This window comes from Cupriavidus sp. H18C2, assembly GCF_049393795.1.
GTDB classification, from domain to species: domain Bacteria; phylum Pseudomonadota; class Gammaproteobacteria; order Burkholderiales; family Burkholderiaceae; genus Cupriavidus; species Cupriavidus pauculus_C.
On sequence record NZ_CP186010.1, the window covers coordinates 2,108,084 to 2,126,924 of the forward strand.

Annotated in this window: 5 protein-coding genes; all 5 read left to right on the forward strand. The window is 73.4% G+C overall.

Going from position 1 to position 18,841, the window contains the following annotated elements; translation table 11 throughout:
• The first annotated feature begins 17 nt into the window (after window positions 1-17).
• The 5 genes from EPAKOI_RS09525 to EPAKOI_RS09545 are packed head-to-tail and all read left to right on the forward strand — an operon-like array spanning window position 18 to window position 18,841.
• Window positions 18-6,305: an amino acid adenylation domain-containing protein gene (locus EPAKOI_RS09525; RefSeq protein ID WP_423192089.1), complete on the forward strand. Its 6,288-nt coding sequence runs from the start codon at window positions 18-20 to the stop codon at window positions 6,303-6,305.
• A complete protein-coding gene (locus EPAKOI_RS09530) occupies window positions 6,302-7,582 on the forward strand; it encodes an MFS transporter (RefSeq protein WP_423192090.1) in 1,281 nt (426 codons plus the stop codon). The genes EPAKOI_RS09525 and EPAKOI_RS09530 overlap by 4 nt, the downstream gene beginning before the upstream one ends.
• Complete coding sequence (locus tag EPAKOI_RS09535) at window positions 7,579-16,953, forward strand: beta-ketoacyl synthase N-terminal-like domain-containing protein (RefSeq protein WP_423192091.1); 9,375 nt, start codon at window positions 7,579-7,581, stop codon at window positions 16,951-16,953. Before EPAKOI_RS09530 ends, EPAKOI_RS09535 begins: the two co-directional genes overlap by 4 nt.
• Complete coding sequence (locus EPAKOI_RS09540) at window positions 16,950-18,074, forward strand: Gfo/Idh/MocA family oxidoreductase (protein ID WP_313840024.1); 1,125 nt, start codon at window positions 16,950-16,952, stop codon at window positions 18,072-18,074. The genes EPAKOI_RS09535 and EPAKOI_RS09540 overlap by 4 nt, the downstream gene beginning before the upstream one ends.
• Window positions 18,071-18,841 carry a thioesterase II family protein gene (locus tag EPAKOI_RS09545; protein WP_423192092.1) on the forward strand — a complete coding sequence of 257 codons (771 nt, stop codon included), beginning with the start codon at window positions 18,071-18,073 and terminating at the stop codon, window positions 18,839-18,841. The genes EPAKOI_RS09540 and EPAKOI_RS09545 overlap by 4 nt, the downstream gene beginning before the upstream one ends.

Consider the following 18,841-nt stretch of genomic DNA (forward strand, 5'->3'; position numbering starts at 1 on the left):
CCCTCCCATCGCCAGCCATGACCCAGCCCGCACTCCCGCCCACGCCGCCCACGGGCCCTACTTCCCCGACCGACCCGTCCGCGCCCGACGGCCCGGACTGGCTGCCTGAGGCGCTTGCCGCGGACCTGCGCCTGCCCGTGACAGCGATCGGCGCGCACGACAGCCTGCTGGAACTCGGCATGGATTCCATGCGGATGTTGGCCTGGCTGAACCGCCTGCGCGCCCGGGGCCACAGCGTGCGCCTGCGCGACCTCTACGGCCGGCCGACGCTGGCCGGCTGGCGGGCGCTGCTGAGCGACCCGCCAGCCCGGGCGGGCCCCCGCCTGCCTGAAACCCATTCCCTGCCCACGATGCACGATCTGGCGCCCTTCGCGCTCACGCCGGTGCAGCACGCCTACCTGGTCGGACGGGACCCATCGCAGCCGCTGGGCGGCGTCGGTTGCCACCTGTATCAGGAGTTCGATGGCGACGGCCTGGCGCCGGCGGTACTGGAGGCGGCCATCCGCACGCTGCTGGCCCGGCATCCGATGCTCGGCGTGCGCTTTCTGCGCGAAGGGCTGCAATGCCGGCTGCCGCAGCCGGCGTGGCGCGACCTGACCGTGCACGACCTGCGCGACGCCGATGCCAACACCATCACCCAGCGGCTCTGCGCGCTGCGCGACGCGCTGGGGCACCGTGTGCTGGCGGTAGAGCGCGGCCAGACTCTCGACTTCCAGCTCACGTTGTTGCCGGGAGGCCGCCATCGGCTCCACGTCAACCTGGATCTGCTGGTGGCGGACGCGGCCAGTTTCACGCAGCTGTTCACGGAACTGGCCACGCTGGTTGCCGGGCAGACACTGCCACCGCTGGCGGATGGTTACGACTTCCGCAGCTATCTGCATCACGCCGACGTGGTGCATGCGGAAAGCCGGGCGCGCGCACGCGAATGGTGGCTGGCGCGGCTGCCCGCGCTGCCGCCGGCGCCTGCCCTGCCGCTGGCGGCCGACGGCGCCGCGCTGCGCCCCGGCGCGCCAGTGCGGATGACGCGGCGGCACGTGGCGCTCGATGCCGTTGACTGGCAACGTTTTCGCACGCACGCGGCGGCGCGCGGCGTCACGCCGACCATGGCCCTGGCAACGCTGTTCGCCGCGGTGCTGGCACGCTGGAGCAGCGCGACGCGCGCGCTGGTCAATCTCACGCTGTTCGACCGCGAGCCGTTGCATCCGGCCGTCGATGCCATGGTGGCGGACTTCACCAACATCCTGCTGCTCGACCTGGACGGCGGCACCGCGCCGTTCGACCAGATGGCCCGCGCCAACCAGGCCGCCTTTGCCGAGGCCTGGGAGCATAGGCACTGGTCGGGCGTGGAGGTGCAGCGCGAACTGCGCAAGGCTGGCCGGCATCCGCACGGCGCGCCCATCGTCTTCACGAGCAACCTTGGCCACCCGCTGTTCGGGCACGATCCGGACCGCCTGCTCGGCGAGCCGGCGTGGGGCATTTCGCAAACCCCGCAGGTCTGGATCGATCACCTGGCATACGAGTACGGCGGCCAGACACGGCTGCAGTGGGACGCCAACGACGCGCTGTTTCCGCCGGGGCTGGTCGACACGCTGTTCGGCGCCTACGTCGGGCTGGTGCGCCAACTGGCCGGCGATGACGCCAGCGCGTGGCAGCGACCGCTGCCCGACCCCATGCCCGCGCATCAATTCGAGGTACGCCGCACGGTGAACGACACGGCGGCGCCCATGCCCACGGGCTGCCTGCATGACGCGGTCTTTGCCCGCGCTGACCAGGAGCCGGATGCCATCGCCCTGATCCACGGCGCCGATGTCCTGCGCTACGGCGATCTGGCGCTGCTGGCCAGGCGGCTGGCCGGCACGCTGCACGCGCGCGGCGTGCGCGCGGGCGACCCCGTCGCCATCTGCATGGAAAAGGGCGTGGGCCAGGTGGTGGCCGCGCTCGGCATCCTGCAAGCGGGCGCCGTCTACGTGCCCGTGGCCGCCGACCAGCCGCGCGCCCGGCGCGACGCAATCTGCCGCCAGGCCCGGGCCAGGCTCGTGCTCACGTGTGCGACGGCAACGGCAACCGCTACCGGCACGGAAGGCACGGACGGCGCCGCCAGCGATGCCGGACGGGCGCCGGAGATGCTGACATGGCAGGCGGTCGTGCGCGGCGTGCCGTACACGCCTGCCGAACCGCGCAGTCCGGCCGATCCGGCCTACATCGTCTTCACCAGCGGGTCCACCGGCACGCCCAAGGGCGTCGTGATCTCCCATGCGGGCGCCGCCAATACCTGCGCGGACCTGAACCGCCGCTACGGCGTCGGCCCGGCGGACCGCGTGCTGGGGCTTTCCGCGCTCCACTTCGACCTGTCCGTGTACGACATCTTCGGCGTGCTCGGCGCGGGTGGCACGCTGGTGCTGGTGGACGAGCGCCACCGGCGCGACCCGGCCGCCTGGTGCGATGCCATCGCGCAGCATCGCATCACGCTGTGGAATTCGGTGCCGGCGCTGTTCGACATGCTGCTGACCTACGCCGAGGGCACCGGCAGCCGCGCACCGGCCGCGCTGCGCCTGGCGATGCTGTCCGGCGACTGGATCGGGCTGGACCTGCCCGGCCGGTTCCAGCGCCTGCGCCCCGGCGCGCTGCTGGTGGCCATGGGCGGCGCCACCGAGGCGTCGATCTGGTCCAACGTCCACGAGGTGGCCGGGCCGCTGCCCGCCCAATGGCGCTCCATCCCGTACGGCCGGCCGCTGGCCAACCAGATGTACCGCGTGGTCGGTGCCGATGGACGCGACTGCCCGGACTGGGTGCCGGGGGAACTGTGGATCGGCGGCGCGGGCGTGGCGCTCGGTTACCTGGACGACCCCGCGCGCACCGCGGAAAAATTCGTCGAGGCCGACGGCACCCGCTGGTACCGGACCGGCGACCTGGGCTGCCATTGGCCCGACGGCACGCTGGAGTTCCTGGGCCGGCGCGACCGGCAGGTCAAGCTGGGCGGCCATCGCGTGGAGCTGGGCGAGATCGACGCGGCGCTGCTGGCGATCCCGGGCGTGCGGCAGGCCGTCACCCTGGCCACCGGCACGCGCGACCACCGTCTTGTCGCGTGCGTGGTGGCCGATGTCGCCACGCTCGGCCAGACCGTGGCGCCCGATCCGGCCATGCCCGACGACATCGCCGCACTGTTCGACACGGCTGCGGCGCCGGCCACGGCACCCGCCCGCCCTGCCGACGACGACGGCGCAGTGGCCGCGTTCCTGCTCGCCCACCTGGCGCGACACGGCATCGACTTCGCGACGCCCGGAGCCGCCGATGCCGCGGGCATCGACGTCGACGCCTGCATTGCGGCATGCGGCGCGCAGCCCGCATTCGGCCCCGTGGTGGCACGCTGGCTGGACTGGCTGTGCGAAGCGGGCCAATTGCAGCGCGATGCCGGCGGCCGATATCTGCCGGCCCCGCACCGGCCCGCGTTGCCGACCCGCGATCCCGGTGCTACGCCAGCCCTGCCGGCCGACCACCATCCATGGCTCGACGCCATCCTGGCGGGCCGGCAGTCGCCCCTGGCGCTGCTCGATCACCCGACGCTGGCCCCCGATGCCATGCAACTGGCGCACGCCGGGGCCGGGCCGGCGCTTGACGCACTCGCCAGTGTCATCGCGCGGCTGGCGCAACGGCTGGGCCGGCCACTGCGCGTGGCGGAGCCCTACGCCCGCAGCGGCCGGTTTGCCGAAGCCCTGCTGGCCCGGCTGACACCCGGGCAGGTAACGTACCGGCTGTCCGATCCGTCGCCCGCCATGGTGGCGCGCCAGCGCGAGCGGCTGGCGGGCGCCGCGCACGCCACGCCCTTGGCGTTCGCCACCCTCACGCAGGCGCCCGAGCATTGGCATCATGCCGATGTGGTGCTGCTGAACAACGTCCTGCACCGCCTGCCCGACGATGCGTGGTCCGGCACGCTGCGGCTGGCGTCGCGGCTTGGCGCGCCGGGCGGCTGGCTACAGGTACTGGAGCTGGAGGCCATGCCAGCCGTCGGGCTGGTGACCGCGGCGTTGTTCCGCGAGGGCGCTGTCCGGCCGGCTTCGGCATGGCGGGAGACCTTTGCCGCGATGTCCATGCCGTGCGCGCACGCCAACAGCTTCGGTGGACTGGCAAGCTTCGCGTTGCCCCTGCCCGGCGTGGCGCACCGTCCCCATGCCGACGGACTGCGCGAGCGGCTGATCGACGTGCTGCCCGCCTACATGGTGCCGCACCGTGTGCTCTGGCTCGATGCGCTGCCGCTGACGGCCAACGGCAAGGTCGATCACGCCGCGCTGGCCGCGCTTGCGGCACCGGAGCCAGCCGCCGCCGACGGACCGGTGGCGGGCGAGCCGCCCAGCGGCGATGCCGAGTGCGTGCTCGCCGCGTTGTGGCAGCAGTCGCTGCGTCTTGCCACCCCGCGCCGCGACAGTCATTTCTTCGAAGCCGGCGGCGACAGCCTGCTGGCCACCCGGCTGATCGGCGAGCTGGCACGGCGCGGCTACCATGCCGAGCTTGGCGACCTGTTCGCCGCGCCGACGCTGGCCGGATTCGCCGCCACCCTGACGCGCGACACACGCCACCCCGGTGACGGGGCAGGTGACACCCCTTCCTGCGCACCCGATGCCGCCGGCCTCCTGCCGCTCACAGACGTCCAGCAGGCTTATCTGGCGGGCCGCCAGCCGGGCTTCGCGCTCGGCGGCGTCGGCGCGCATTTCTTTGTCGAGTTCGAGATCGATGCGCCCGACATCGCGCGGCTGCAGACGGCCTGGAACACGCTGGTCGTCCGGCACGACATGCTGCGCGCCGTGGTGCGCGACGGCCAACTGCACGTGTTGCCGGTGGTGCCCCGTTTCGACATCCCCACGCACCGCCTGTCCAGCTTCGACGATGGCGACGGCCTGGTCCTGCGCTCGCGCCTGTCGCAGCAGGTGCTGGACCCGAGCAGGTGGCCGGTCTTCGACCTCCAGCTCGGCAGGATCGACGGCCACGGCCCCGCTCGCCTGTACCTGCTCCTGGACAACCTGATGCTGGACGGACTCAGCATGCAGATCCTGCTGGCCGAGCTGGAGGACCTGTATGCGGACCCCGGCCTCACGCTGCCCACCATCGACACCCACTACGGCGCCTGCCGCCGCGCCATGCGCGCCGCGCCCGGCGAGGCGGCCGTCCGATACTGGCGAGATCGCATCGCCACGCTGCCCGCGCCGCCTGCGCTGAAGCTCGCGGCCGATCCGGCGCAAATTGGCCGGCCCCGCTTCGTGCGCCGGTCAGGGCGGCTGGCGGCACCGGACTGGCAACGGCTGCGCGCGCGTGCCGCACCGCTGCGCGTGACGCCGTCCGCGCTGCTGCTGACCGCGTTCGGCACGGTGCTGTCGGCCTGGAGCACGCGCGCGGCGCTGACGCTGAACCTGACGCTGTTCGACCGCCCGCCGGTTCACCCGCACGTCGAGCGGGTACTGGGCGATTTCACGTCGCTGCTGCTGCTGGCGTGGACGCCGCACGACACCTTGCGCGACACCGCACAGCACCTGCAGCAACGGCTGTGGCATGACCTCACGCACCGCGACTATCCGGCCATCCGCGTGATGCGCGACATGGCGCGCCGCGACGGCGCCGCCAGCACGGCGATGCCGGTGGTGTTCACGAGCGCGCTGGGGTTCGACAACGGGCGCTTCCTGCATCACGACACGTGGCTACGGCCGGTCTGGGGTCTCTCGCAGACGCCACAGGTCTGGCTCGATCACCAGGTCTACGAATCGGACGGCGACCTCTGCTTCAACTGGGACGCCGTGCAGGCGCTCTTTGCGCCGGACGACCTCGATGCGATGTTCGACCAGTACTGCGCGCTGCTGCGCCGCCTTGCCGACCCGGACGACCATGGCGCAGCCTGGTTGCTGCCGCTGGACGCGCTGGCGCCGCGCGCCGTGCCACTTGCGCCGGACGCGCCGCCGGCGTCCGGGCCGCCGCCTGCCGCCGCAGCGCCCGCCGACGATGCCCAGGCGCCGGTCCTGCTCAGACGGGTGCAGTCGGTCTTCCAGGATGTGGTGGGCCAGCCCGTGGACCCCGACGAGAATTTCTTCGATGCCGGCGCCAGTTCGCTGCAACTGGTGCAGATACACGCGCGGCTGGTACAGGCCGGCCACGCGCTGGCCGTGACCGACCTGTTCGCGTACCCCACGCCGCGCGCACTGGGCATCCATCTGGCCGGGGGCGCGGCCAGCGCCACGCCATCGCCCGATGCGGACGCCCGGCGCCGGCTGCGGCACGCGCAGCGCGCGCGCCGGGCGGGCAGCGACGGAGACACGCCATGACGGGCCGCGCGCATATGGCGCCCGCGCCGCGTCACTGCCTGCCGTTCTGGTGTTTCTACATCCACCAGGGCATGGTCACGGCCCTGATCGCGCGCGGGGTGGGCGCATGGTTCCGCGAGCAGGGCTGGAGCCTGGCCGCGCTGAGCTACCTGTCGCTTGCCATGCTGCCGTGGGTGTTCAAGGCCATGTGGGCCCCGTGGGCGGAGCGCCATGCGTTGGCCGCGCGCGGCAATCGCTACCTGGGCAGCCTGGCGGTGACCCAGCTGGCGATGGCGCTGGTGCTGCTGGCCACGGGCTGGCTGCTGCCGACCGATGCGCCATGGCTGATCGTGGCGGCACTGCTGTGGCTGGCGCTGCTGTCGGCCACGCACGACATCTTTGCCGACGGCATCGTCATCGGCACGACCGACGCCAGGACGCGCCCCGCGGCCAACATGGCACAGGTGGGCGGCAGTTATGTCGGACTGGCTTGCTGTCCGCCGCTGTTCCTGGCCGTGGCGCAGGCCGGCGGCTGGGCATGGGCGATGTCGGCGCTGGCCGTGGTGTCGCTGCTGCTGCTCTGGTTGCCGTGGCGCTTCAGCCGGCCACTGCCCGCCACGCCCGCGCGCGACGCCGCGCGGCCGGCCGTCGCCGGCCCCTCGGGAACGCTCTGGCCGGGGCTGTGCCTGGCTGCCGTGGCCTACCCCGCCATGCGCGGAATGATGGCGCTGGAGGCGCCGCTGCTGATGGACGCGGGCCTGTCGCTGGCCGAAGCCGGTGCGGCGCTGGCCGTGTACGGCACCGGCGGCAGCGCGCTCGGCGTGGTGGCGGGCGGCTGGATCGCGCGGCACGTGCGGCCGGTGCCGGCGCTGCTGGCCATCCTGTCCAGCCATGCCGTGCTACTGGCGCTGGCCTGCCTGCTGCAGCCCGTGCTGGACGCTGGCGGCTGGCAGCGCCTGATCGGCGCCACGAGCCTTGCGGCCGCTGCCGCGTTCGTGCAGGTCTACCGGATGCTGATGGATTACGTGCGCCCCGCGCGTCCGGCCGCCGACTACGCGCTGTTCCAGTCCATCGACGCGGCCGTGGCCATCGGCGTGTCGCTGGGCACGCTGCAACTGGCCGGCGTCACCGGCTACCGCACCACGCTGGCCCTGCTGGCGGCACTGGCCACGGCCAGCCTGCTGATGGTGCTGCGGCTCGGCGCGCGCCTGCAGGCGCCTGCCCTGGCCCTGGCCGCTGGGCCGATCCCCGCGCGCCCGTCCCGCGCCGCACCCGCCGATCTGGAGACCCGATCATGAGCCTTGCTCACCCCGCCCCACCCGCCCCCGACGACGCCATCGCCATCATCGGCCTGTCCTGCCGGTTCCCGGCCGCCCCCGACGCCGACGCGTTCTGGCGCAACCTGTGCGACGGCATCGACTGCAGCCGCAGGTTCGACCGCGCAACGCTGCGCGCCGCCGGCGTGCCGGACGCCGTGGCGGGCGATCCGCTGTACGTGCCCGTGGCGGCGCCGATTGACGATGCGGACCAGTTCGACGCCGCGCTGTTCGGCTATGCACGGGCCGATGCCGAGGCGCTGGACCCGCAGCAGCGCCTGTTCCTGCAGGCCGGCTGGCATGCGCTGGAGCACGCGGGGCATGCGCCGCGCCACGCCGTGCCGCGCACCGGCGTGTTCGCGGCCTGCCGCCTCAGCACGTATCCGGGACTCGATGCGTTCCGAACGCTCGGTCCCTCGCAAGTGCGCGGCATGCAGGCGCTGCTGGGCAACGACAAGGACTACCTTGCCACGCGGGCCGCCTACAAGCTGGGGCTGACCGGGCCGGCGCTGACGATCCAGACCGCCTGCTCCAGTTCACTGGTGGCGGTACACGTGGCCTGCGAGAGCCTGCGGGTCGGCGAATGCGACATGGCGCTGGCCGGCGGCGTGGCGGTGTCATTCCCCCAACAGCAGGGCTACCTCTACCAGCCGGGCATGATCTTCTCGCCGGACGGCCGCTGCCGCCCGTTCGACACCCGCGCGCAAGGCACCTTCGCCGGCCACGGCGTGGGCGTGGTGGTGCTGCGGCGGCTGGCCGACGCGATGGCCGATGGCGACCGGGTACTGGCCATCGTCCGGGGCAGCGCGGTCAACAACGACGGCCACCGGAAGGCGGGATTCACGGCGCCGTCGGTGGCCGGGCAACAAGACGTCGTGCGCGACGCCATGGCGATGGCCGCCATCGGCCCCGACGATCTGGACCTGATCGAGGCCCACGGCACCGGCACCCCGCTCGGCGACCCTATCGAGATCGAAGGGCTGCGCGCGGCGCTGGCCGGCCGCAGCCCCGGCGCACCGCGCTGCCTGGTAGGCGCCGTCAAGGGCAACATCGGGCACCTGGATACCGCCGCCGGCATTGCCGGCCTGATCAAGACCGTGCTCGCCGTGCATCACGGCACCATCCCCCCGACGCTGCACTGCGAGCAGCCGATCCCGGCACTGGACGCGGACGATTCGCCGCTGGCCGCAGCCACCGCCGCCATGCCGTGGCCCCGCGCGGTACGCACCGCCGGCGTGTCGGCGTTCGGCCTGGGGGGGACCAACTGCCATGTCATCGTGCAATCGGCCCCGGATTCAGATTCAAATTCGGCCCCGGCCAGCGCCGGAGCGGTGGATGACGCCGCCGCCCCTGTGCTGCTGCTCAGCGCGGCCAGCGCGGCGGCGTTGCGCGGGCTGGCTGGCGCCTACGCGCAGGCGTGGCGATCGGGTGCGCCCGCCAGCGGGCTGGCGGCCACGGCCCTGCACGGCCGCGCGCTCGACCTTGACCACCGGCTGGCGCTGGCGATGGACGCCGAGGCGCTGCCCGCCCTGGAGGTCTTTGCCAGCGGCGGCACCGACGTGGCAGTACACACGGGCCACGGCCGCGGGCGCCAGCTCTGGCTGTTCGGCGGCCAGGGCACCCAGTGGCCGGGCATGAGCGTAGCGATGGCGCGGCACAGCGCGGCATTCGCGCAGATGCTTGACCGCTGCTGCGCCGCCTGCGATGCCCAGCTTGCGCTGCCGCTGCGCGCGGTGATGGACGGCGAGCATCCCGAGGCGCTGCGCGACATGGCCTACGTCCAGCCTGCGATCGTCGCCTTCGAGCTGGCCATGGCGGCGCATTGGCAGTCGCTGGGGCTGCGGCCCGATGCCGTGCTCGGGCACTCTGTCGGCGAGTATGCGGCGGCCATCGTGGCCGGCCACTACGAGCCTGAGGACCTGCTGCCGCTGGTGGTGACGCGCGGCCGCCTGATGCAGCATCACGCGCGGGATGGCGCGATGCTGGCCGCCTTTGCCGCCGACGCCGACGTGTTGCCGCTGGCCGATGCCTGCGGCGTCGAGGTGGCGGCCTGGAACGGCCCGCGTCATGTGGTCCTGAGCGGCCACGCCGACGACATCGACCGCGTGGCGCTGGTGCTGCGGCGGGCCGCTGTTGCCCATGCGCGCCTGGCCGTGCCGGGCGCGGCCCATTCCCGGCGGCTCGATCCGATGCTCGACCGCTTTGCCCAGGCCGCGGCGGGCGTCCACGCGGGACCGGGCAACGGCATCGTCCTGTGGTCCACGCTGCTGGCGCTTCCCATCGATGCCGCCATGCTGAACCAGTCCGACTACTGGCGCCGCCATGTGCGCGAGCCGGTGCACTACCGCCAGGCACTGGCCGGGGCGCTGGACGACGATGTGGCCATCTGCCTGGAACTGAGTCCCGATGCGCCGCTGACCGGCATGAGCCAGGCGGCCATGACGGCCGATGGCGGCGCGTCGCGTGGCGCCGGCCCGCGCAACGCGCGACACTGGATTGCCAGTGCGCGGCGGAACCAGCCCGGCACGGCTACGCTGCGCGAGGCGCTGTGCCGGCTCTACGCGGCTGGCGCGGCGTTGCCCTGGCAGCGCTGCCTGCCGTGTGACGCGCCCCGGGTGGCCGCCCCGCTCTACCCGTTCGATACCGCACGCTACTGGCCGGAGGGCGCTGCCTCGGCCATGAGCACCGGGCCGGCCGCCGCCGCGCCTTCCGCCGCCGGTGATGCCGGTAACGCCGCTACCCAAGCCGCAACCCACGCCGCCACCGACGCCGCGCTGGCCGCCGGGTTGCGCGCGGCGGTGTCGGGCGCCGCGGCACTGGACCTCGACCGGCTGTCCCGGCTGAACCGGTGCGCGACGGCGCTGCATGGCATCTACGTCGACACGATGGTGCGGCAGTGCGTCGGCGACGCCATTGATGCGGGCGTCACCATGCTTGAGGTACTGCAACGCGGCGGACTGCTGCCCCGCCACCGGCAACTGCTGGCGCGCCTGCTGCGCGGCTGCGTGGAAGACGGCGTCTACCAGTGCGATGCCGAGGGCCGCTACCGCACGGCCGCTGGCGCGCGCCATGGCGAATTGCCGGCGCTGCTGGCGACGCTGCGCGGCTGTTGCGAAGGTCTGGACGTCATCGCCGACACCATCGCCCGGGGCGGCAGCCAGCTCTGCGCGATGATGCGGGGCGATGTCGACCCGGTGGCGGTCATCTTCCCCGAGGGCGCGGAGGAAGGCGTGGAAGTCCTGTACCGGGATTTCAGCTTTGGCCGCTATTTCAACGAGATCGCCGCCGCCACGCTCGATGGCCTGGCGCGGGCCCGGCCACCGGGCCAGCCGCTGCGCGTGCTGGAGGTGGGGGCCGGCACCGGCGGCACCACGACCCTGCTGCTCCAGGCGCTGGCCGGCCACACCGGCGTGCGCTACACCTTCACCGATATCTCGGCCGTCTTTACGCGGCGCGCCCAGGCGCGGTTCGCGCAGCATGATTTCGTCGACTACCGGGAGTTCGACCTCCAGCGGGATGCCGCCGCCCAGGGATTCGCGGCTGGCCAGTTCGACGTGATCGTCGCCGCGAACGTCATCCACGCCACGCAGCACGTGGGCCAAACGCTGGCGATGCTGCACGGCCTGCTGGCGCCGGGCGGCCACCTGCTGATGCGCGAGATCACGCAGCCGATGCGGCTGTTCGACTTCGTGTTCGGCCCTCTCGTGGCGCCGCTGCACGACGAGGCGGCGCGTGGCGGCGAACTGTTCCTGGACACGGCGCGCTGGGCGGCGCACTGCCAGGACGCCGGCTTTGCGCAGACACGCTGGCTGCCGTCGGACGACATGCCCAATGCGACGATGAGCGAGCACGTCCTGCTGGCGCGATCCGGCGCGGTCGCTGCCGCCACGGCGGCCATGCCGGCCCCCGACACGGTGTTCGCGCGCACATGGCATGCGATCGTTCCGGCAGCCCCGGCACCCGAAGGCGGGGCCGACGCGCGCGGGTCCACCGGCTGGCCGGCGGACTGGCGGGTGCTGCATATTGCGCCAGCCGACGTGCCGGCCAGCGAATTGCCCGCGCTGGCCGCGCCGCTGCTGGCCGCGCTGGCCGATCCGGCGCAAGGGCCGCTGGCCGTCGTCACGCACAACGCCTGGACCATCGACGATGTCGGCGGCCCTGTGCCGCCGTGGCCCGCGCATCAGGCCATCTGGGCACTGCTGCGCGTCGCGGCAGCGGAGCAGCCGGCCCGCATGCTGGCGGCGATCGACCTGCATGGCGACACCCCATCCGCGCAGCCCGATGCCGATGACGTGGCCGTTGCCGCCATCGCGGCCGGCGAACGCTGGATTGCCGTGCGCGGTGCCGCCGCGTATCGCCCGGCGCTGGCACCGGCCACGAAATTTGCCGCGCCGCCGGCCCCGGGCTGGCTGCACGCCACGGGCTGGCACGTCGTCACCGGCGGATTCGGCGGGCTGGGCCGCGTCGCCTGCGCATGGCTGGCCGCGCATGGCGCCCGCCGCATTGCCGTCCTGGCGCCACGCGAACCCGACGATGGCGCCACATGGCGCGCATTGATGGCCACCGACCATCGCTGCCACGTGCGCTGGGTGCCGTGCGACATGGCCGACGCGGCGCAGGTGGCGCGCCAGATCGCCTTGCTGGCGGCGGACGGCGGCGTGGCCGGCGCGATCCATGCGGCCGGCAAGCTCGACGACACCCCGCTGGCCAACCTGACGGCCGAACGCCTTGCCGATGTCGTCGACGTCAAGGCGGGCGGTGCCGAAGCGCTGCTGGCCGCACTGGCCGATGCCGGGGCGCGCTACGTGCTGCTGTACTCGTCGGCCGCGGCCACGCTGGGTTCGCCCGGCCAGGGCGCGCACGCGCTGGCCAGCGGCTATCTGGACGGGCTGGCCCTGCGCGCCAGGGCGGGCGGCATGGTGGTCGTGTCGATCGCCTGGGGCGCGTGGGCCGGCGCGGGACGCGCGGCGGACCCTGCCATGCTGGCGCGACTGAAAGCAGCAGGCATGGGCAGCCTGTCCACTGCCGAGGGGCTCTGGCATCTCGACCAGGCGGTCACGCGCGGCGCGCCGCTGCACCTTGCCATGCGGCTGGCGGGCGGCGTTGCACAGGCAGTTGCCGATGACGGCGGCAGGCCGACGGCGGCGTCCGCCCCGGCCGACGCACCATTACGGCTTGGCGGCGTGCCGGCGGACGACCAGGCGGCCATCGAGGACTGGCTGCGGCACCGCATCGCCATGCAGCTGCGCATGGACGATCCCGCCCGCATGGACGCCAGGCAGGACCTGCTTCAGCTCGGGCTGGATTCGCTGCAGTTTCTTGAACTGAACAGTGCCGTCCAGCGTGCCACCGGGGCGCGCCTCGACGCCGCGCAGGCTTACCGCGACATGACGCTGCGCGGACTGGCCGGCCTGCTCGCGCAGGCGCTGGCGCCCGGCCGGGCGGACGGCGCGCAGCCCCCGGCGGCGCACACGGCAGCGGACACCGCGCCGGCCCAGATCGTCAGCGACCTTGCCGGCCGGCACGACCCGTTCCCCCTCACGCCGATCCAGCATGCCTACTGGCTGGGCCGCACGCACCTGATCGCGCACGGCGGCGTGGCCTGTCACGTGCTGTTCGAATGGGATCTGGCCACCACCGACGCGGACGCGGGCGGCTTCGACCTGACGCGTTTCGAAGACGCCTGGAACGCGCTGGTCGCGCAGCACGACATGCTGCGCATGGTGATCGGCGACGACGGCATGCAACGCGTGCTGCCCGACGTGCCGCGCTACCGCATCGCGGTGGCGTCGCTGCGGGGCCTGCCTCCCGACGATGTGGCGCGACGCCTGCTGGAAACGCGCGCGCGGCTGGCCGCCGCCGTCCCGCCCGCGCACAGGTGGCCGCTGTTCGAAGTCTGCGCGTCGCGCCTGAATGGGGGACGGCTGCGCCTGCACATGAACCTCGACCTGCTGCAGTTCGACGTGCAGAGCCTGAAGGTCATGATGGACGATCTGGCCGCCGCCTACGCCGGCGCGGCGCGGCCCGCGCCCGCCATCACGTTCCGCGACTACGTGATGGCCGAACAGGCCCAGCGCGGCACCGCCGAATGGCGCACCGCATGGCGGTACTGGCGCGGCGTCGTCCAGCACCTGCCGCCGGCGCCGCCCTTGCCGCTTGCCGCCACCGCACCGGCTGCGGCGCCCCATGTGACCACGCGCCAGATGACGCTCGACGCCACACGCTGGGCCCGGCTGCGCACGCTCTGGCGTACGTGGGGCATCACGCCTTCTGCCGGCATCCTGGCCGTGTTCGCCCAGGTGCTGGCCCGCGCGTGCCGCCAGCCGGCATTCACGCTGAACCTGACGTTCTTCAACCGGCAGCCGTTGCATCCGGACGTCAACCGCCTGATCGGGGATTTCACCTCCGTCATGCTGGTCGACTTCGACATCGAGGCCGACACGCCGCTGCGCGAGGTGCTGCACGCAGTCCAGGCAACGCTCTGGGACCGCCTGGCGCACGCGCGCGTCAACGGCGTCGAGGTGCTGCGCCTCTATACGCGCGAGCATGGCGCCGACGACGGCGCGCACCGCGGCCCCGCCATGCCGGTGGTGTTCACGAGCATGCTGGGCATGACGCTGGACGGCCAGCCGATCGAACGGGCGCTGACACGGCTGCTTGGCGAGCCCGTTCATGTGTTCACGCAAACCCCGCAGGTATGGATCGACCATCAGGTCATGGAAGTGAACGGGGAACTGGTCTGCCACTGGTACTGCATGGACGATGTGCTGGCGCCCGGCGTGGCGGCCGAGCTGTTCGGCGCGTTCCGCGATACGCTGGAAGCCATCGCCGACAGGCCGGCCCGCATGCGCGCCGCGCCCGACCTGCCGGCGCCACGGCTGGACCCGCATCCGGCCGTGGCGGCGCCGCCGCACTGGCCCGCCGACGTCGATGCCGGGACGCTGGAAGCCTGGCTGCGGCGGCATCCCGCCGTTCGCCACGCGGCCTTGCGGCCGGCGCCCGACGGCCAGGGCATGGAAGCATGGATCGTCACCCACGAGCCGGCATGCGGCGTTGCAGCCAGCGCCGCGCCGACGCTGCTGGCCTCGGCCGGCCTGCCGCAACTGGACGACACCACGCAGGCCGCTTTCGACAATGCCTGGCAGTGGCTGGAGCAGCGCGCGCGCGATGGCATCGTCGCCACGCTGCGGCGGCACGGCCTGTTTGCGCGAACCGGCGACGGCCACAGCGCCACGGAGGTGGCGCATGCGCTGGCGGCCACGCCGCGCACCAGCCAACTGCTGTGCCAATGGCTGGCGCGGCTGCATGCGGATGGCTGCCTGGACCGGGATGGCGCGCAATACCGCGCGACGGACCTGCCGGCGCCGGGGGCCGACCCGCTGCCCGGCGCCCCGGCACCGTGGCTTGGCACGCTCGCCCGCTACGTCGAGGACTGCGTGGCGCAGCACGACGCGCTGATCCAGGGCCGCCAGTCGGCGCTGGCGCTGATGTTCGGCCATGACGACGGCCTGGACGTGGCGCGCGCGTTCTATCGCGACAATCCCGTGGCGGCCGCGCTCAACGCCTCGGCCGGTGCCGTCATCGCGCAGTTGGCCCAGGCGTCGCACACGGGCCTGCGCGTGCTGGAGGCGGGTGCCGGCACCGGCGCCACCACCGAGGCCGTGCTGACCGCGCTGCAAGGGCTGCCCCGGGGCCTTGCGCTCTACCGGTTCACGGACGTCTCGCCGTGGTTCCTCGATGCGGCGCGAGACCGCTTCGGCCATGGCGCGCCCATGGAGTACGGCCTGTTCGACCTGAACCGGCCGGTCGACTTCGACGCGCACCCGGCCGACGGATACGACGTGATCGTCGTCGCGCAAGCCCTGCACGATGCCTGCGACATCCCGCGCAGCCTGGCGCGCCTGCGCCGGTTGCTGCGGGCGGGCGGCCACCTGGTGTTGATCGAAGCCACCGCGCGCCACAGCTACCTGCAACTGGCCAGCGTCGGCTTCATGGAAGCGCTGGCCGGCTTCGACGACGCGCGGGCCGACGATGGCCAGCCGATGCTGGCGCTGCCCACATGGCGCAGCGTGCTTGACGCCGCCGGCTTCAGCACGGTGCTGACATGGCCGCCCGGCGACGACTGGCGCCAGCACCTGATCGTCGCCCAGGCCGGCGAAACGGGCCGGCTCGACGCCGCCGCGCTGGACCGGTACCTGAAGGCCCGCTGGCCCGATGCCCCCCCGCTGTGCTGGCGCCAGTGCGAACGCCTGCCGCAAGTGACAGGCGCCGAGGCCACGGTCACGGCCCCGGACGCCGGGGGGCTGGCGCAGCCCGCGTGCGATCCGCAGCGGCGCGCGGCGATTGGCGCGGTATGGCAGAACCTGCTGGGCCGGCCGGTCGAAGCGGATACCGACTTCTTCCGGGCCGGCGGCGACAGCCTGATCGCCACGCGGATGATCGCGCAACTGCACCAGCTCGGCATGGGCGAGGCCAGCTTGCAGGCGATCTTCGCGCATCCGCAGCTGGCCGCCTTCTGCGCGGCGCTTGAGGCCGCGGTCATCGACGGAGACCGGCCCTGCCAGGACCCCGCATGCGCGGGTACCGTCCCGCTGGCGCGGGGCACCCGCCCGGCCGAGGTGTTTGCGATCCATGCGTCCGACGGCGGTGTCGCGGCGTACCTGCCGCTGGCACGCGCGATGGACTGCGCCGTCCATGGCCTGCCGGCCGACGGCGCGCTGGCCGTCGCCACACTCGGCGCTCTGGCCCGGCGGCACGCCGACACGCTGCGCCGGGTGCGGCCACACGGCCCCTACTGCTTGCTCGGCTGGTCCTACGGGTGTTTCCTGGCTGCCGAGGCGGCGCGTTGCCTGTTCGAGTCGGGCGAGCCGGTGCGACTGGTCCTGCTGGACCCGGTCTGCCGCGCCGATTTCGCGTGCGCCGACCGTGGCGCATTGATCCGCCTGCTGTGCGAAGGCGGCCCGGCAACGCTGGCGCCGCCCGAAGGATTCGACGGCTGGGACCCATCGGCCCAGACCGGCTGGTTCCTGGCACGGCAGCCGACGACGGGCGGCATGGACGCCACGCAACTGGAGCAGGTGGCCCACCTGCTCGACCTGCTGGCGCGCGCGCCGCTGCCCGCGCCGCTGCCCATTCCCTGCCTGCGCATCGACGCGGCGCAGCGGCCGCCACACTGGCGGCCCGCGGACGATGACTGGGGGGCGTGGAGCGCCGGGGCACATCCGCAGGTGGAACAGGCCACGCTGGATGCCGGGCACTGGGCATTGCTGGCGGGCGATGCGGCCGGCGCCGTGGCGGACCGCTGGTGGGCGTGGCACGCCGCATCCCACGGCGACGCGGGAGGTCGGCCATGACGCAGGCGATACGGGTTCTCGTGGCCGGCGCGCGCTTCGGCGAGGTGTACCTGAACGCCTTCCTGGAAGGAATCGTCGCGGCGCGCCCGCTGGTGCTGGCGGGACTGCTCGCGCATGGCAGCCAGCGGGCGCGGCACCTGGCACACGCCCACGGCGTGCCGCTGTACACGGACGTGGCCCAGTTGCCGCGCGACCTGGATCTGGCGTGCGTGGTCGTGCGCGGCGGCGCCATGGGGGGCGACGGCACCGTGCTGGCCCAGACGCTGCTCGAACGCGGTCTCCATGTCATCCAGGAGCATCCGCTCCATCCGGGCGAAGTGCAGCGCCTGCAGGACGCCGCCGCGCGGGCGGGACGGCTCTACTGGGTCAACACGCTTTACCCGCACACGGCGGCCGGGCGCGCGTGGATCAACCTGGCCCGCCGCGTGCGCCATGCCGTGGGCGGCGTGCCGCCCTGCGTGGCCCAGGCCACGATGAGCCGGCAGTTGCTCTACTCGGGGCTGGACTTGCTGACACAGGCGGCGGATGTCATGCCGGATGCGGTTGCCGTGACGCTGGCCGCCGATGGCGGCGAGCGCACGGACGCCGCGTTTCGGGCCCTGTGGCTGCGGACGCCAGACACCGACGTGCTGCTGCAGTTGCAGCACTATCTGGACCCGGCCGATCCCGACATGCACAGCGTGGCGATGCACAGGCTGTGCCTGGGCTGGCCATCGGGCTACCTGTCGCTGGAATCGACGCACGGCCCCGTCTCCTGGACGCCAGCGCTGGCACTGGCGGGCCATCGCCAGGCACAGGGCGGCTGGTTTGGCCATGGCGATGCCGATCCGGGGCTGTCGTTGCCGGTGTCGGCCACGCTGCACCGGCCGCCCCCCACATGGCTGTCCGCCATGGCCCACGAGGCGCCGCAGGGCGTGGCACGGCTGCTGCGCCTGGCTGCCGCGGCCATTGATGGCGCCGAGGTGCCCGACAGCCTGCACCCGGCGCGCCAGCTGGCGTTGGCGCGGCTCTGGCAACAGGTCCAGCGGGCGGCCGGCCCGGTACGGGAGGTGTCGCTGCCCGCGCCGCCGCGCGTCGACCCCTGCGTCCTGCGGACGCCCGCCGAGCGGGATGCGCCATGAGCGCGATGCTGACGCCGTGGTTGCGCCCCAGCGGCGCGGCGCCATCGCCGTGGCTGGTGATGTGCCCGTTTGCCGGCGCCAGCGCCGGCGCGTTTCGCCCATGGCAGTCGCTCGACGACGCCGGCATCGCGATCTCGCTGGCGGTCTATCCGGGCCACGACCATCGCATGCGCGAGCCGCCGGCCACCTCCGTCGAGGCGCTGGCCGACGCGCTGGCGCGCGAGATCGTCCGCGCAAGCGACAGGTGCAGCGCGCCGCTGCTGCTGGCCGGCCACAGCATGGGCGCGCAGGTGGCGTTCGAAACCTGCCGGCGGCTGGAGGCGGACGGCGTGCCGCCCGCCGGTCTGGTGCTGTCGGGCTGCCACGCCCCGCATCTGCACGGCCGGCGCCGGCTGGCCCATCTGGGCGACGCCGCGTTCGTCGATGCCCTGATCGACATCGGCGGCTGCAACGCGGCCCTGCGTCATGACACGGCGCTGCTGGGCGCCTTCCTGCCGATGCTGCGCGCCGACTTTGCCGCCACCGAGCGGTATCACGTGGCGCGGGAACGCGCCCCCTGCCATACCGTCCGCACGGCCACGCTGCTGATCCACGGCACCGACGATCCCGAAGCCAGCCGTGCCGAGGTAGAGGCGTGGCACCACTGGCTGGCCGTGGCGCCCGCGCACGCCGCACTGGCGGGCGGCCATTTCTACATCCCGCAACGCCCCCGTGCGCTGCTGGCGCTGCTGCGCCAGACGTTTGCCGCAACGGCGTTCTGCCCTTGA

Excerpts from the sequence above, each read along its gene's own strand:
- EPAKOI_RS09525 (WP_423192089.1), top strand. The coding sequence starts at position 18 with ATGACCCAGCCCGCACTCCCGCCCACGCCGCCCACGGGCCCTACTTCC.
- EPAKOI_RS09545 (WP_423192092.1), top strand. The coding sequence starts at position 18,071 with ATGAGCGCGATGCTGACGCCGTGGTTGCGCCCCAGCGGCGCGGCGCCA.
- EPAKOI_RS09535 (WP_423192091.1), top strand. The coding sequence starts at position 7,579 with ATGAGCCTTGCTCACCCCGCCCCACCCGCCCCCGACGACGCCATCGCC.
- EPAKOI_RS09530 (WP_423192090.1), top strand. The coding sequence starts at position 6,302 with ATGACGGGCCGCGCGCATATGGCGCCCGCGCCGCGTCACTGCCTGCCG.
- EPAKOI_RS09540 (WP_313840024.1), top strand. The coding sequence starts at position 16,950 with ATGACGCAGGCGATACGGGTTCTCGTGGCCGGCGCGCGCTTCGGCGAG.